We start from the raw sequence: 16,419 nt of genomic DNA, 5'->3' as shown, positions 1-16,419 counted from the left end.
TGTTAGCTACTCCTCTCGTTGGCTTCTATACTTTGCTTCCAGCTTTCGTAGTCGTGAATGGCGCTTCCCGCGAAGGCAGGATTGTCTGACAGCACTTCTTGCAAAATGACCAGCTGGTTTTTCATCTCCGTCGGGCCGTCAGCAAAAAAGCTGACATGTGCGCCTTCCGCCGATTCCATGATGTTGACCCCGACGATGACGGAGCCTTTTTTTCGGGAATTGGCATCGGCGACGATCTTTTTGACAAGCTCCACAATGCCGTTGTTCCCCTCGGCACGATTGCGGTACGCCATGAGCGTGATGCTGTCGAGCCGTTCCACCATCCAGTTGCTCACTTTTTCTTCGCTCCCCGGAACCGACACGGAGTCGATCCAGAACGGCAAGTCCGCGCTGACCGTCAAATCGGTGTCTTTTTTCGTCTCAGCCACCAAGTATGTAACATTTTTCAGCCACTCCCGGACGACTTCTTGCCGGGATTCCTTCCAGTCCGGCAGCAAATACGGCTCGATGTCGACATGGATGCCTGAGAAGCGTTCGTTTGCCTTCGCCTGCTTGTTGTACGCCTTCACCCAGGAGATCAGCTCATCGATACTTTGGCGATTCTTGGTCAGCGCCCAGTTGGGATCGCCGCCAAGCGCCTCCACCAAAATGCCAGCCTGTCCCGCTTTGCGGACGAAGGAGCGGTACGTGTGCGGAGCAACCGCAGTCGGTTCAATGTGCAGGTAAATCAGATTGATCTCATTTTGCCTGGCGAAGTCGATCATTTCGTCGGTCTGTGTCTCGATCTGTTTGGCATCCCATATCCAGGTAGCTGTCGTCAGGGCTTGACGGGTTTGATTTGCGAGTGTGAGCATGAGAATGGAGGCTGCCACGAGCAGCGCAACGCCTGCCCAGAGCGGGCCGTATTTGCGTAGTGCGCGCATCATTTCTGCTCGTAGCTCTGCCCGCTTGTCGCCGCCCCTGCATATGCCAATGCCCTGTCTGTGTGCCTGTTCCCGTCAAACGCCGAAAATGGCGGAACTCTCGTGTAATCCTCGATATTCATGTCTTTTACCTGGGCATGCGGCCCAATCTGGCAGCCTTCCCCGATCCGGGTTTGTCCCAGCAAAACGGTGCCGGGATAGAGCACCGTGTCACGGCCAATCGTCACGGTAGAATCGATATAGGTGGCGTTGGGATCAACCATCGTTACCCCTCTGCGCATGTGGCGCTCGTTGATCCGCTTGCGCATGAGCTGCTCCATGTAGGCGAGCTGCACCCGGTCGTTGACTCCCGCGCCTTCTTCCGCATCCGCTGCCACCGATGCAGCCACCAGCTCGCCTTGCTCCTGCAACAATGCGAGGACGTCCGGCAAGTAATATTCACCTTGGGCGTTCTCGTTGGAAACGTGCGGGAGAGTGGCAAACAGCTTCCGGTTGTCGAAGCAAAAAATTCCCGTGCTGATTTCGTTCACCTTTTTTTGTCCCAGCGTCGCGTCTTTCTCCTCGACGATTTTGCGGACGGCTCCATTCTCATCGCGGATAATTCTCCCGTAGCCTGTCGGGTTGTCCACGACGGCGGTCAGCACGGTGGCCGCAGCCTGTTTGGCCTGATGGCAGTCGAGCAGCTCCTGCAATGTTTCGCTCTGGACGAGAGGTGTATCGCCGTTCAGGACAATCGTTACACCTTCTTGCTCCCCGAGAATGCCGCTGCTCATCCAGAGGGCGTGCGCTGTGCCAAGCTGCTCTTTTTGCAAGGCGTACTGCACGCGGTTGCCCAACTGCTCTTTCACCGCTTCCGCTCCGTGGCCGACGATCACTACCAGATTTCGCAATGCCAATGGAACAAGCGCATCGACAACATGCTCAATCATCGGCTTTCCGCACAGCGGATGCATCACTTTGTAGAGCGATGAGTTCATTCGGGTGCCTTTTCCTGCTGCAAGCACTACTGCGTGTATGTTCATCCTGTCGCCTCCACTTTGGCCCCTTGACTGGATGCAAGCGGGCCTTGCTGGATTTGTGGTTCCAAATACGGTTTCAATTCATACGTCAATGTGTGGATCATCATGTTCAAATCAACATCTTTCCTCTGCACGCCCAGCTGATAGGCTTGGAGCATGATCGCAAGCAATACTTCCTGATTCAACTCCGGCTTCGAGGTGCTCATTCGCTCGTTCCTCCCAGTCAGTCCCGTATTGTGGTTCTTAACCATGGACGGATCAGCCTACTCAACTGTTACACTTTTGGCCAAATTGCGTGGACGGTCTACATCATTGCCCAAGACGACTGACGTGTAGTAAGCGATGAGCTGTAGCGGAATGACGCTAAGCACAGGGGAGAGCAGCGCATCTGTCTTCGGAATCAGGCACACATCATCCACTGTCCGGTGCAAGTCGAGGTGGTCTTCGTGCGTAATGCCGAGCACGTTGGCGCCGCGCGCTTTTACTTCCGTAATGTTGCTGATCATTTTCTCATGCAGCGCGTCCTGCGTGGACAGCGCGATCACCCGCGTCCCTTCTTCGATCAAGGCCAAAGTGCCGTGCTTCAACTCTCCCGCCGCGTACGCCTCGGAGTGGATGTAGGAGATTTCCTTGAGCTTGAGCGAGCCTTCCATGGAAACGGCGAAGTCGATTCCGCGCCCGATGAAAAACAACTGGCGCTCGTCCTTGATCGACTCGGCAAAATGCCGCAACTGCTTGGCATGGGTCAAAATCTCTGCGACTTGCTCTGGCAACTCTTTCAGCTTCCCGAGCAGCGCAGCAATCTCTTGCGGGGCCATCGTCGCTTTTTGTTGCGCCAAATACATTCCCCACAAATAAAAGGCGATCAGCTGGGAAGTGTACGCTTTCGTGGAAGCGACGGCGATTTCTGGCCCGGCATTGGTCGTGATCACATCGTCTGCTTCACGGGCAATCGAGCTGCCGACCACGTTGGTGATGGCGAGGACAGCCGATCCGTTGCGCTTCGCCTCTCGCATGGCAGCGAGCGTATCCGCCGTTTCCCCGGACTGGCTGACGGCAATCGTCAACGTATTTTTCGCAAACAACGGTCGGCGGTAGCGGAACTCGGAAGCGACATCCACCTCGACCGGGATTTGGGCAAGACTCTCGATGACGTGCTTGCCGATCAAGCCCGCGTGATAGGCGGTGCCGCATGCGACGATGTATATTTTCTCGATTTGCTTGACAGATCGAGACGATAACTGAAGATTAGGAAAAATAACCTTCTGTCCTGTCTCGTCGATCCGCCCTGTCATCGTATTGCGCAGAGCGCGCGGCTGCTCATGGATTTCCTTTTCCATGTAATGGGCGTACCCGTCTTTTTCCGCCTGCTCCTTGTCCCAGTCAATGCGGACGAGTTCGCGCTTGACAGGATCGTCTGTCAAAAGGCTCATGACCCGCACAGAATCACTCGTCAGCACAGCCAGATCGCCGTCCTCCAAAACGTACACATCGCGCGTATGCTCCAGAATAGCGGGAATGTCAGAGCCGATAAAATTCTCGTTCTCCCCCACTCCGATGATCAGCGGACTCGCCACGCGTACCGCGACGAGCTTGTCTGGTTCGTATTCCGACATGACTCCGAGAGCAAACGCTCCGCGAATTTTCCCTGCCACTGCGCGTACCGCCGCGACCAGATCGCCAGCGTATTCCCGCGCCAGCAGGTGGGCGATCACTTCCGTGTCTGTCTCCGAGCGAAACGCGACACCCTGCTCGATCAGCTCCTGCTTGATCTCCAGGTAGTTTTCGATAATGCCGTTGTGGACAATCGAAAACTTGTTGGTCGCATCCAAGTGAGGATGTGAATTTTCATCGGAAGGACGCCCGTGCGTAGCCCAGCGCGTGTGCCCGATGCCGATGGAGCCGGATAGCCCGGATTGCTCGGTCTTTTGCACCAGCGCATCGATTCTTCCTTTCGCCTTGCGCACGGCGATAGACTCTCCATCGCAAATCGCGATGCCAGCCGAGTCATAGCCTCTGTATTCCAGCTTTTTCAGGCCGTTGATCAAAATGGGTTGTGCTTGTCTGTACCCGATGTATCCCATGATTCCGCACATGTTCGTAACTCCTCCTTCTGTTGCCCGGCGCTGTTTACGCCAGCAAGCTTACAATCTGTTTTTCCTCCTGGATCGCTACCGAGGTGCCGATGCGATACACATTCGGATTCTTGATTCCGTCGAAGGCATTGCGTGTATCGATAATCGCGATGCCCAAATCAGCCAGCTCCTGATAATCAAAGCATTTGTGGTTGGTGATGAGCACCATGCAATCGTACGTTTTGAACAAGTCGTAGTCATTATTAATGGAAGAAACAACTTGCCCCTTTTTGTCGAGGAAGCTTTGCGCGTACGGATCGAAATAGTCCACCTGCGCACCGCTCTTTTTGAACAGCTCGTAAATTTCCAGGCCCGGGGACTCGCGCAGATCGTCGATATCCGGCTTGTAGGCCATGCCCAAAATGAGGATGCGCGAGCTGTTGATCGCCTTGGCGTAAATGTTCAGCACTTGTGCCGTCTTGTTCAGCACGTAGTCTGGCATATTGTCGTTGATCGATTGGGCAATTTCGATGAACTGGCTGTGGAAGCGATAGCCTTTTGCTTTCCAAGACAGATACATCGGATCGAGCGGTATGCAATGCCCACCGATCCCAGGTCCCGGATAAAACGGCATGAACCCGAATGGCTTGGTCGATGCGGCCTTGATTACCTCCCAGACGTTGATGCCCATTCTGTCGCACATCATCGCCATTTCATTCATGAACGCGATGTTGACGCTGCGAAACGTGTTTTCCAAAAGCTTGGACATTTCCGCCACTTTTGGCGAGGAGACAGGAACCACTGTTTTGACCAGATTGCCGTACAACAGCGTTCCCAGCTCGATGCAACGCTCCGTTGTCCCTCCGATAATTTTCGGCGTGTTGTACGTGTTGAACTTGCGATTGCCCGGATCGACCCGCTCCGGCGAGTAGCAAAGGAAAAAGTCGACACCTGTGACATAGCCGAGCTTCTCCAGCTCGCGTCCGATCAGCTCGTCGGTCGTTCCCGGATACGTCGTGCTCTCCAGAGTGATGAGCAGCCCTTGTCGCATGTACGTTTTAATTTGTTCCACGACATTCGTGATGTAGGACGTGTCCGGGTCCTGATTCGGACTGAGCGGCGTCGGAACGCAAATGCTGATCGCGTCCAGCTCCCCGATGACGCGATATTCGCTCGTTGGCAAAAAGCGCTCGGTTGCCAGGCACTCCTGCAACGTTTCATTGGCGATGTCCTGGACGTAGGACTGTCCGTTTTTCAAGCTCTCGATTTTTCCTTCGTGCAAATCAATTCCTACTACGGTGTACCCGCTTTTCACAATTTCCACTGCGAGCGGCAGCCCGACGTAGCCAAGTCCAATTACGCCGATTCTCGCTGTTTTGTCGGCAATTTTTTTCTGTAGCTCCTCGTATCTAGTCATCCCGGTTTCTCTCCCTTTTTCTTTATGAAATCAAGCGCTTGACTCTGGCTTCCAGCTCTACTGGCGAAAATGGCTTCGTCATGTAGTCGGACGCCCCGAGGGCAAACGATTTTTGCACGTCTTCTTCCAGCTTTTTGTCCGTCAGCACCATGATTTTGCTCATCGCTTCCTGACCGAGGTGGCGAATTTTTTCCATCAGCTGGTAGCCGTTTAATACAGGCAAATTCAGATCGGTAATGACGAGATCAAAAGCGGCCTGGCGCAGCTTTTCCACGCCGTCTCCTCCATCGTGGGCGACCGTGATCTGGTAGCCTTTGCGCTGCAAATAGATGCGCAAAAACTCGTTGACCGTCTCATCCGGATTGACGAGCAAGATGCTCGCCTGCTCCTGCTGTCTCTGATTGCCGTGCTGCTCGTATACGCTGATGCTGCCCGGCTCGCTCTGCTCCTTCATTTCCTGGATCATTCGCATCAGCATTTGCGCTGTGGAACGGGAGCTTTCCGGGAAGCTGGCGATGTACATGCCGCCAGTCAGCAGCTTGCGCGAGAGCATGTAATCCCTGATTTGCAGGGCGTAAAAATGGGTATCTGCCAGTTTCTTCTGTTCTAGCAAAATACCGAGAATTTGCTTGTTTTTGTCGTATGCGGCATGCAACGTAAGCCCGTCTTTTAGCTGTGCCTCCATGTCCCGTTTGACCAGCTCCAGCGACTCCGCCGAAACGTTTTTGCAAGCAGCCAAAATGACGCCGCACGCCACGCTTCGCTCTTCCATTTTGCTCAGAAGCTCATAAAAAGCAGGTACGAGATTACTCATGATCAAGCCTCCAGACTGGAAATGTTTTTATTGCTTTTCGACTGCCAGCTCGTCCGGGTCATCGTTCCCCACGAATTGTTGTTCCGCAAATATTCAATGTGTCCGAGGAATCTCCAGATGACGCCGATTTGCCGATAGCCGAAAAACATGAGTATGGTATAGAAAAGCATTTTGACGATGTCCTGAAAACGGGGATAGCGTCGAAATGCGATTTCCTCTAGCAACAGGGACCCGATGCCGAGCAGTACGCCGTACAGCACGTTGAGCAAGCCGTAAATCAGAAGAACGTGGCTGTTCGTCATGTCCAAAAGCGTATAGCCGATCAGCGCCAGCAGTCCCGTAATGCGGAAATACGGATTCAATGTCTCAAACAAAATGTTGAAAGGCAGCGTCAGCATCCCGAACAGCTTGTATTTCGGGCGCAGTACCATATGCTTGCCGTATTCGATCATGTTTTTCAGGTTGCCCCGCCCCCAGCGGCGGCGCTGACTGCCCAAAATTTTCAACGAGTCGGGCGCTTGCGTCCAGCAGACGGCGTCCGGGCAAAACGCTACCCGGTACGGCAGCTTGTTTTCCAGCATGTATTTGTGCAGCTTGATGATGATGTTCATGTCCTCGCCCGGATACCCCTCGCGATAGCCGCCGACTTTGACCACGTAGTCTTTGCGGAAGACGCCGAACGCCCCCGAGACGATGATCAGGCCGTTGATCGCGCTCCAGCCGATGCGTCCGCCGAGAAACGCCTTCAAGTATTCCACCGACTGCATCATCGGCAAAAATTTGTCCGGCAGGCGAATTTCTTTGACCACGCCGTTCTCGATTTTGCAGCCGTTGGCAATCCGAATGTCGCCGCCGATCGCCACGGTTTCCTCCGGGTTTTCCATGTACACCTTGGCAATGCGAATGAGCGCATCTTTTTCCAGCAACGAGTCGGCATCAATCGAAGCGATCAGCGGATAGTGCGACAAATTGATTCCGGCGTTCAGCGAGTCCGCTTTGCCCCCGTTTTCTTTGTCGATCAAGTACAAGTTGGGGAAATCCGGGTTGTGGTAAATGCCCCTGACCTGTGAAGTGTGCAGCAGCGGCTGAACTGGCAAATGTTTGGATATCGTCAAGGAAAACTCTTGGATCAACACTTGCAAAGTATCATCCTTGGAGCCGTCATTGACCACGATCACCTCATACCGCGGATAGTTCAGCGCAAGCAGCGATCGCACATTCTCAATGATTGTCAGCTCTTCGTTATAGGCAGGCACGAGAATCGAAATCGGCGGTACGTGCTCCGAGCCGGACAATGCCTGGAAGCGCGAATAAATCGAGCTTTTCAAAATCCCCATGATGCTTTTGAACGAAAACAGCATGATGATAAAATACAAGGAATTGATCGCCATGACGTAGTAGATGGCAAACATTCCGTAGTACAGCAAAAACTCTCTCATGCGGGCCTCCTTTCTGCTTATCCTTCCATCGCCTGAACGGTGGAAATGGTTTTTTTGCACGACTTGCGGTACAAATGCAGCTTTTCATTGTAATCCAACAGCTTTTCTGTGCTTGGCTCGCCACCGAGGCTGCGCTCTGCTTTTTCCAGCTCTTCCTGGATAATTTGCTGAGCCATCTCGCTTTTCGGATTGCTGCCCTCTTCCCGCAATATGTCGCACAGAGCCGAAAAGCCTTTTGCTTGCAGCTGCGTCAAGCTGCGGGCGCTGTGATGCCGCACCCACCAGTTGGCATCGCCAACCGCTTTTTTCAGGGCGGGCACATAGTCCGCAAGCTGCATCGCCCCGATTGCTTTGACGATCAAGGCGCGTATTTCCCAATCTTTGTGGTTCAAAAAGTCTTTGATCGTCTGGTCGTTCAAATAGCGGATGTCGCGGCACATGAGCTTCACGGCCTTGATCCGCACCTCTTTGTCAGCAGAGAGCGCCAGCCTGGACAATCCCGGCTCCAGTTCGAGCTGAGCGTGCACGGCGAAGCCGATCAACCCGATTTTGACCAATTCCGGATTTTTGTCGCGGATCCATTCGGTATAAAACGAAGTCGTGTCCAGCTGCGAGTCGCTGATCATGTCGACAATGAGCTGGTGAACGTTCTTTTTCATCCGCACGACATACTCCGCCATCTGCCGCAGGTCTTCCGCATCTCGGGCGCATTTGGCAATCGCCCTGGCAAAGATGAACAGGCTCGGATCGTTTACCCCGCTTTTTTGCAACAGAACGAGCAAATCAGGCGCTGCCTGGCCGGATCGCATGACCCCCAAATTGTAGGCGGCGTCGACTCGCGTCCATTTCCAGCCGCTCCGCAGCCGTTCGAGATCGTGTGCAACGAGTCCCATATCTTCGCAGAGCTGGATCAATTTCTGCCTATGGACGCCCGTAAAGCGTTCCATCAGTTCAAACAGCTTTTTTTGAATGAGCTGCTTTTCCTTTTGCGTCACCTCGCCGTAGGGCACCTTCAGGCGTTCTTCCTCTTCGCCGTAAGCTTGCAAGTAGACGAAGTAATCGCGGTATTTTTCTTCGCACATGCGTGCCTGCTTCTCTGCCGATAAATTTCGCAGCTTCAGTGCGAACAAGGCAAGCAATCCCAGCACGGTAATCCCGCTTAGCGTGTACACAAAAACAATTGCTGTCGCCAAAGGTGTTTGCACATTTGCCACTCTCCTGTCCAACATTTAAGGTTGAGCTTTGTCTGTCACGGGAGCCTGTATCTGTTTCCATGCTTTTTGGATGATCGAATAGCTTTGCTTTTTCCGCTCGTGGTAACCGACCTGCTCCCAGGCTGGCCAGGAGTAGATCGGAAGCTGCGACACCGGATAAGGGGAAGGCAGCTCGTTTTTCCCGACAATGCTTTGCGTCGAGCGCTCGACGAGAATGGGCAAAAGCCTGATTCCTTTGCTCGTCTCTGATGAAAAGCTTTTGCCAGCATCCTTGTAGCTCATGACCGCAAGCGAACTCGGATCGGTGAATCCAAGCAGCATCCACGGCACTCTCAGCTCTACCACATCGCCTTTTGCCTGCCAGGCCGTCCGCGAGTCGTACTGCGGGTCCTGGGCATCGGTCGTTCCCCGCAAAAGCTTCCCGACCAGCACTTCTTCCAGCGGATGGTACGTCTTGCTGTCGGGCGGCTCCATCTCCAGTCCCACGGCGAGTTTCCACGGCTTGAATACACCGGAATCGTCGCGCAGTTCCTCTTCCTTCACTTCAAGCATCCCGTACCGTTTCCCGTAAAGCCGCGTGTGGAAGTCGTAGTTTGCCGCAATCTGAATCTGGCTCTCCTCGGCTTTGCCCAGCTCGATCAGCGTCTCCCATCCTTCGTCCAGCGTAAGTCCGGGCAGTTGTGCCGTGTGCTTGTTGCCTCCCTGAATCGTATCGACACCGAAATACAGCTTTGCTTTTTCCGGGTCAAAAGGGTGCGCAAGCTTCGCCAGCATATACACATAGCCTTCGTCGTGCGTCATCCAGATTTCGTCGATACCGGGAACACGGATGTCGAGCTTCTGCTTCTCCTCCGGTTTGAGCTGATCCCAGTCGGAACGATCGCCATCCATGACGAGCACGCCTTCTTTGTTCGGATACATCCCCAGGACGCCGAACAACGACTCGTTGGTCAGGACGTTGAGCCAAAAGGAACGGCGATCTTCCGGCAGTTCGAAGCGCATCGTGTTCCACGTTTTCTTGAACCATTCATCCTGCCAGACGAACAGGATGCCGCCGGCGTATCCTTCCTGATGAATTTCGCGCATGAGCGCCGCGTCGATCTCGCCTTGCTGCCGCTCGGAGTGCCCGCCCTGATTGCGTCCGAGATTGCCCAGGTGAGCGATTCCGACTGACGCCGGGACACCGAACTCCGTAACCATGACTGGCATGTTTTTGTGATGCGCCTTCAATTGCCGCAAATACGCCTTGTACGTGTCGATTTGCCCTGCGTCGTTTTTCACTTGTTGCAGGGCCGGATCGTAACGGAACAAATCCGGATAGTACGGATAGACGTGGTAGGACGCGAAGTAGCCCGCCTCCCATTTCACTGGCTGAATATGCATAGGGTCCACACTGACCAAATCTTCGTGATGCAACGGTTCTCCCGGATGCGACAGCGGATCGGTCGTCACCCAGTTGGTAAACGTCATCGGGTGCTGCCAGCCGTACTTGCTTTCTTCTGTTGCGACCGTATCGACCATTTCGGCGATCCAGGTCTCAAAAGCGGTAGCATCCGCCGTGGCGTTAAAATGCTTCCCCTGATACGGCGGCAGCTTCTGGTGCAAACGGTTTGTGTTTTGCACCATGACCGGGTCCCACTCCGTTCCGGTGTGCCAGCCAATCAAGTATTTGCCTGCATTCGCCGCATATTTGCCGCTCGCCTTGCCTGACTTCTCCGGCAGAGTGACCTCGCCGTAAACAGCCCCGACCGCGTCCTTGATCTCTTGGCGAAACTGCTCGCGAATCTCTGGCAAATACGCGTCTTTTTTCTCGATCAACAACTCCTCCGGGCTCCAGATGCCCTGCATCAAATAGAGCGGTGATCCTGCCTTGCTGCGATTGAACTCAACGAGCGCCTCATAAAAAGCAGGCGGGTGAATCGTGTATACGCGGATGACATTCGCGCCCATCTCGTCGATCATCGCGAACCAGCGCAAGTAGTCTTCTTTTTGAATGGGCAGCTCTCCCGGATAATGTCCTGGCAGCGACGCCCCCAGATTGACGCCTTTTGCAAAGAACGGCTGCCATTTTTCCGCTTGGAATACCTGGAGCTGATCGCCTTCCGTGCGAAACTTGATTTGGATGCCAGACGTCGTCTCCATGCTCTCGACCCGGTCTGCGTCCCAGAACCACCACACCGCGCTTGCGCCTATCACCATCAGGGCCATGAGACTCGCCCAACGCTTGCGTCTATTCTTTTTTGGTTCCAATTCCCGTCAACCTCCGATAAGCTGCCGCTGCCGCGAGCGGCTGCCGGCTCTCTCGCCCAACATCACTGTCATTGTAAACATAGGGGGCAAACGGTTCCCATAGACGAAATTCACTAATGTCTCTTTTGCCTATTTGTCATGAAAATGTAATGCAAAAGCATATTCGCCCCCATCGGCCTACTTTTTTTGGTGCGAAGTCCTGCAACCCGACCGTCCATCTGACCCATATTTTTCTGACAATTAGGTATATGTGCTTGAAGTTTTCCATTTGGGAAAGGCAGGAAAAATAGTAGGTTGCTACTATTTGGAAATGACTGATTTTTGCCGATATCGTCTGATCTTTACATAAAAATTACAGGAGAAAAGTTGTAAAAGCCGTTTCGAATCGGCGAATAGCCCTACTCTTCTGTTTTTCGTGGTAAGGAAGACTGCAAAAAAAGAGGCAATCTCCGCCTTACCAGGACGGTGAGATTGCCTCTTTTTTCACGCTTATGCTGTTTGACTAGACGAAATTACAAAGTTTTCATGCCAGGCTTCCAGTTTGCAGGGCACAGTCCGCCTGCCTGGAGAGCTTGCAGCACGCGAGTTGTTTCGTCGACGCTGCGGCCTACGTTCATGTCTGTAACGACTTGATAGCGCAAGATTCCTTCCGGGTCGATAATGAACAGTCCGCGGTGAGCTGCGCCTGTTTCTTCATCCAGTACGCCGTACGCACGCGCTGTGTCTTTGTTGAAGTCGCTCGCTATCGGGAAGTTGACTGGACCGATTCCGTTTTGGTCGCGCGGCGTTTTGATCCATGCGCGGTGAGTGTGTACGCTGTCTGTGGACACGCCGAGCACTTCGCAATCGAGATCCTCAAATTCTTCCATGTTGTCGCTGAAGGAAGTGACTTCGGTAGGGCAAACGAAGGTGAAGTCGAACGGCCAGAAGAACAGGATCAGCCATTTGCCTTTGTAATCAGCCAGCGTCACGCGCTCTTCCAATGTCTCCAAGTTTTTCGTGGAGAGCATGTTGAAGTCTGGTGCCGGTTTTCCTACTTGCAGTTGTACAGTTTGTTGCGTTGTCATCATCAATCGCTCCTTTTCCTGTTGCGCTTTTTATAGTCAGTGGGCGTAAGTGATCGAAACAGCGGCGATGAATTACTGTGCAGTCTCTTCCAGAGCTGCCAGCGCTTTTTTGATGCGGGTCGGGTTGAAGCCGAGGATTTGCTTTTCACCGATGACCGTCAAAGGGACGGACATCACGCCGAGACGGTTCAGTTCTTGGGCAAATTCTTCTTTTTCGTCAATGTTGCGCTCTTCAAAAGCGATGTTTTGTTCGGTCAAATATGTTTTCAGTTGTTTGCAGAAGCTGCAGTTTGTGCTGGAGTATACGATTGCTTGTGCCATGAGAAAATCTCTCCTTTATAGTCGTCGATTATTTGTATTGGGGAACCACTTTGGAACGTTTGTTGATGTACTTGTCGACAGCCATCGCCGCAATCGCTCCGTCAGCCGCAGCCACGACAGCTTGCTTGACCGGAGTTTTGCGAACCTCTCCTGCTCCGAACACGCCCGGAACAGAAGACTGCATGTATTCGTCGAGGATCATGAAGCCTTCGTCGTCGAGCGGAACCTGTCCGTCCAGAAAATCCGTCCCGGGCTTGCTGCCGGACAAAAAGACGAACACACCGTCTACCGCAAGCAGCTCTTCGTTGCCTTCCGCTGTGCGGACGCGCAAGCCCTCTACTGCCTTTTCACCGACAATCTCCAAAGGTCGGGAGCGGAAAAAGATTTCCGTATTAGGCAGCTCAGGCACTTCTTCGACTCCTTGCAGGTCGCCACGCGGTACGAGGAAAGTAATTTTATCTGCAAATTTGGTCAGCGCATGCGCTTCTTCCAACGCTTCCTCCGAATCGCCGATCACAGCGACATGCTTTCCTTCATAAAAAGCGCCGTCGCATGTCGCACATGTGCTGACACCGCGACCGAGCAGCGCCTCTTCGCCTGGCAGCATCCGGTTGCGACCTTTGGAGCCGGTAGCGACGATGACAGCCTTCGCTTCAAAAGTGCCATGCGCCGTGAAGATGCTTTTCACCTCATCTTCGACATCGACAGCGGAAATCGTCGTCTGGATAAATTCAGCGCCGAAGCTCTCTGCCTGTCTGCGCATTTTATCCAGCAGTTCTTTTCCAGTCATTTCGCCTTCTACACCAGGGTAGTTGGCGATTTTATGTGTCAGGGCAAGCGCACCTGTGCCGGGTGCCTTGTCGATTACGAGTGTTTTCAAATTTCCCCGGGCTGTGTATATGGCAGCGGATGTACCAGCCGGACCGCCACCAATGATGATGACATCATACATGTATGGCTCCCCCTTTCTCGCATCCAAATTATAATTATTATCAACTAGGAACATTTCTCATTTTACTAGATATAAAGTAAAAGTCAATATCTTTTTGTAATCATTTTAAATAAGCTTTTTCCCATGGAGCGATATGCCAGCCAAGCTTATGATCGCAAGAAATGTGCTACTACTCCGTATTATTTTGCTATTCTGAATTTATTTGAACGCGTTGACGAAGCTGGGCATTCAGGATAAAGTCAGCCTATCGCTTGAACGCACAAAAGCAAAAAAGCCAAAAAGCGACAAAGCACAAAAGTGGAAAGCTGTGCAGCTTGTCCGCTTTTGCTTGCCAGTCTTTGCAAGGAGTTGCCATCATGAACAAAACTATTTCCTTTTCCCAAAGTCTCTGGGTGCTCTTGATCATATTCGGCATCCTGTTTCCCGCCTTATTCTGGGGGAAAGTAGAACCACACATGCCGCTTTTTGCCGCCACGATTGCGGCAGCCACTCTGCTGCGCCTGTTCGGCGTGCCTTGGAAGCAGATGGAGGAAGGCTTGGTCAAAGGCATTCAAACCGCGATCGCGCCGATGCTGATTTTGTGCCTGATCGGCATTTTGATCGGCGTCTGGATGATGAGCGGAACTGTGCCGATGATCCTGCACCTCGGCATTTCCTTGATTTCGCCGGAATATTTTACGATCAGCGCCCTCTTTTTGACTGTGATTGTCTCGACTGTCACTGGCAGCTCGTTTACGACGATCAGCACGATCGGCGTGGCGATGATGGGTGTCTCCACTGCGCTTGGGCTTGATCCGTTGATGACCGCCGGAGCGATTATTTGCGGAGCCTGTTTTGGGGACAAGATGTCTCCCCTGTCGGACACGACCAACTTTGCTGCGGCTATCGCCAATGTCTCGCTGATGAATCACGTCAAATTCATGTCGCATACCGCGATTCCGGCGCTGGCGATTACTGCGATTTTCTTCGTCCTTCAAGGGCAGTCCGCGAATGTGAGCCTCGATGCCATCCAAGCGATCCAGTTGTCTTTGGAACAAAACTTTTCGCTTGGCATAGCGACTTTGTTGCCTGCTGCCGTCGTGCTCGTCTGCTCTGCCCTGCGCAAGCCGATCCTCCCGACGCTCGTCTTCGGGATTTTGAGCGGAATCGCCACAGCTGCCCTGATGCAAGGTGTTCATTCCCCTGTCGAATGGATGAACGTCATGCAAAACGGCTTCGCCAGCGAGATCGCCAACGAAGCCGTTGCTTCTATCGTAAACCGGGGAGGGCTGTTGTCCATGACCTGGTCCCTCGCCTTGATTTTGATTGCCCTGTCTCTCGGCGGCATCCTGCAATACAGCGGTGTGTTCCACGCCTTGTTCGCAGGTATGATCAAACGAATCAAAAAAGCGGCAGGCATGGTCGGACTGGCCGGATCGTCCTCCATCCTCGTCAATGTGCTGACAGGGGAGCAATACTTGTCGATCCTGCTGCCGGGACAAATGTTCCGCGATGCGTTTGCCGAGCAAGGAATCGAGGGCCGACGTCTTTCCCGCACATTGGAAGACTGCGGTACATTGGTTAACCCGCTCATCCCCTGGGGCGTCAGCGGAGCCTTTTTCACCTCTACGTTGCACGTAGCGACGATCGATTACTTGCCGTATGTGATCTACCTGTGGATTTCGCCGCTGCTCACTTTCCTTTTTGCCCTGCGACAGCCGAAAGCCTAGCCTGTCGCGTACACGGTCGTGCAGTTTTTGCCTCTGCGCTTGGAGCGGTACAGTGCCTCATCGGCTGCCCGCTTCAAGCCGTCCGCCGTGTTGCTGTCGTCCGGAAACCGGGCGATGCCGACACTGACCCCGATTGGAATACAGCAATTGTCCTGAAGCAAGGGATGCAAACGCAAAAAGTCGCGAATCGCCCTCACCTTTTCTTCCGCCTCTTTCATGCTCGCCTGTGGACACAGCAGCATAAACTCGTCTCCTGCATAACGATAGGCGTTCTCTTTTTTGTCCGCCACCGTCCGCATCGCTTGGGCAATTCTGCGGATCAGCTCATCCCCGGCATGATGCCCGTACAGATCGTTCACCGATTTCAGGCTGTCCGAATCGAGCATGATCAAGGCAACCGCCGAATCCTCTTCTCCCAGCAACTGCTCCAAATCGCGGTGAAACGCCCGGTAGTTGGCAAGCCCCGTCAATTCATCCTGAAAAGACATCTGGTACATGCGATCGTACAGACGCGCCGTCTCAATCGCGCTCGCCACCTGGAAGCCGATCATTTTCAAAAGCTCCTCGTGCTCTTTTTTATAGGCAAATTCGAGATACGACTGGGCCGAGATCACGCCTTTGATTTGATTCCCCAGCATCAAGGGAACGAAAATACAAGTGTTGGTGTCGATCTCCGGGCTGCCCCAGCGGATCATTTCCGGCTCGCTCGGCTCTCCCTTCATCGTTCGGATGTGGATCGTTTGCTTCGTCTCGATCACTCTGGAGATGAGCGCCTGTCCGTACGGAATGACAAGCGGCCCGTAATTGACACCGTCGTCGATGCTGATCGGAATCCTGATCTCACTGTCGCCCTCGTCAAAAAACGCAATGAAAAACGCATCTGTGCGCATCACGCGCGAAACCAGCTCGAACGCTTTCCACAAAATCTTGTCCTCTTCAAACGTCTTCGCAAAAATGTGGCTCAAGTCGTGCAAAATCTTCATGTGCTCCGACATCCACATCATTTCGGACACTTTGTCGCGCAAGGCGCTGATTTTGCCCAGCAGCTCCTTGTGCAGCTGTCCGACATCTGCGGAAAATACTTCGTCTATCTCGACAGCGACTGCCTCGATTTCCTGCGGATCTACTGATTCCACACGGCTGAGCCAGTCGCTGTAACGCTCCAACAACTGCTTTGCATACGCTTCTTTTACGGCGTGGTCTTCATGCATGAACAACC

The 16,419-nt window shown here is 53.3% G+C and carries 14 protein-coding genes; 1 reads left to right on the top strand and 13 read right to left on the bottom strand.

All coding sequences use genetic code 11. The annotated features are described in order from the left end of the window. Positions 1 to 2: 2 nt before the first annotated feature. From EDM60_RS04565 to EDM60_RS04510, 12 genes are all read right to left on the bottom strand, one after another. On the bottom strand, positions 3 to 923 hold the full coding sequence (locus EDM60_RS04565; RefSeq protein WP_122963252.1) for a hypothetical protein: 921 nt from the start codon (positions 921 to 923) through the stop codon (positions 3 to 5). Next, the gene (gene glmU, locus EDM60_RS04560) at positions 923 to 1,945 is read right to left on the bottom strand and encodes a bifunctional UDP-N-acetylglucosamine diphosphorylase/glucosamine-1-phosphate N-acetyltransferase GlmU (RefSeq protein ID WP_122962887.1); all 1,023 of its coding nucleotides are present in this window, start codon (positions 1,943 to 1,945) and stop codon (positions 923 to 925) included. Before glmU ends, EDM60_RS04565 begins: the two co-directional genes overlap by 1 nt. Continuing rightward, complete coding sequence (locus EDM60_RS04555) at positions 1,942 to 2,148, bottom strand: hypothetical protein (protein WP_122962886.1); 207 nt, start codon at positions 2,146 to 2,148, stop codon at positions 1,942 to 1,944. Before EDM60_RS04555 ends, glmU begins: the two co-directional genes overlap by 4 nt. A 57-nt stretch (positions 2,149 to 2,205) precedes the next feature. After that, positions 2,206 to 4,038 carry a glutamine--fructose-6-phosphate transaminase (isomerizing) gene (gene glmS, locus EDM60_RS04550; protein WP_122962885.1) on the bottom strand — a complete coding sequence of 611 codons (1,833 nt, stop codon included), beginning with the start codon at positions 4,036 to 4,038 and terminating at the stop codon, positions 2,206 to 2,208. A 34-nt stretch (positions 4,039 to 4,072) separates the two neighbouring features. Continuing rightward, on the bottom strand, positions 4,073 to 5,434 hold the full coding sequence (locus EDM60_RS04545) for a nucleotide sugar dehydrogenase (RefSeq protein WP_122962884.1): 1,362 nt from the start codon (positions 5,432 to 5,434) through the stop codon (positions 4,073 to 4,075). Between the two features lie 22 nt (positions 5,435 to 5,456). After that, the gene (locus tag EDM60_RS04540; RefSeq protein ID WP_122962883.1) at positions 5,457 to 6,248 is read right to left on the bottom strand and encodes a response regulator transcription factor; all 792 of its coding nucleotides are present in this window, start codon (positions 6,246 to 6,248) and stop codon (positions 5,457 to 5,459) included. A gap of 2 nt (positions 6,249 to 6,250) precedes the next feature. Then, on the bottom strand, positions 6,251 to 7,687 hold the full coding sequence (locus EDM60_RS04535; protein ID WP_122962882.1) for a glycosyltransferase family 2 protein: 1,437 nt from the start codon (positions 7,685 to 7,687) through the stop codon (positions 6,251 to 6,253). A 17-nt stretch (positions 7,688 to 7,704) separates the two neighbouring features. Continuing rightward, entirely contained in the window at positions 7,705 to 8,892 is a 1,188-nt protein-coding gene (locus tag EDM60_RS04530; RefSeq protein WP_122962881.1) for a HEAT repeat domain-containing protein, read from the bottom strand. Positions 8,893 to 8,916: 24 nt separating this feature from the next. After that, positions 8,917 to 11,151, bottom strand: coding sequence for a hypothetical protein (locus EDM60_RS04525; RefSeq protein WP_122962880.1), 2,235 nt, complete (start codon positions 11,149 to 11,151; stop codon positions 8,917 to 8,919). Between the two features lie 512 nt (positions 11,152 to 11,663). Then, a complete protein-coding gene (locus EDM60_RS04520) occupies positions 11,664 to 12,218 on the bottom strand; it encodes a peroxiredoxin (RefSeq protein WP_173596084.1) in 555 nt (184 codons plus the stop codon). A 72-nt stretch (positions 12,219 to 12,290) separates the two neighbouring features. Next, positions 12,291 to 12,539: a glutaredoxin family protein gene (locus tag EDM60_RS04515; protein WP_122962878.1), complete on the bottom strand. Its 249-nt coding sequence runs from the start codon at positions 12,537 to 12,539 to the stop codon at positions 12,291 to 12,293. A gap of 28 nt (positions 12,540 to 12,567) precedes the next feature. Beyond that, positions 12,568 to 13,491, bottom strand: a complete 924-nt coding sequence (locus EDM60_RS04510; RefSeq protein ID WP_122962877.1) for an NAD(P)/FAD-dependent oxidoreductase — start codon at positions 13,489 to 13,491, stop codon at positions 12,568 to 12,570. A 356-nt stretch (positions 13,492 to 13,847) separates the two neighbouring features. Here EDM60_RS04510 and nhaC point away from each other — a divergent pair, with 356 nt between their 5' ends. Beyond that, positions 13,848 to 15,200: a Na+/H+ antiporter NhaC gene (nhaC, locus tag EDM60_RS04505; protein WP_122963251.1), complete on the top strand. Its 1,353-nt coding sequence runs from the start codon at positions 13,848 to 13,850 to the stop codon at positions 15,198 to 15,200. Here nhaC and EDM60_RS04500 read toward each other — a convergent pair. Continuing rightward, positions 15,197 to 16,411, bottom strand: a complete 1,215-nt coding sequence (locus EDM60_RS04500) for a sensor domain-containing diguanylate cyclase (RefSeq protein ID WP_122962876.1) — start codon at positions 16,409 to 16,411, stop codon at positions 15,197 to 15,199. The two genes, nhaC and EDM60_RS04500, sit on opposite strands and share 4 nt — an antisense overlap. Between the last annotated feature and the right edge of the window lie 8 nt (positions 16,412 to 16,419).

The sequence above is a fragment of the Brevibacillus parabrevis genome (assembly GCF_003710905.1).
GTDB lineage: Bacteria > Bacillota > Bacilli > Brevibacillales > Brevibacillaceae > Brevibacillus > Brevibacillus parabrevis.
This window is presented reverse-complemented; position numbering and strand designations above follow the sequence as displayed.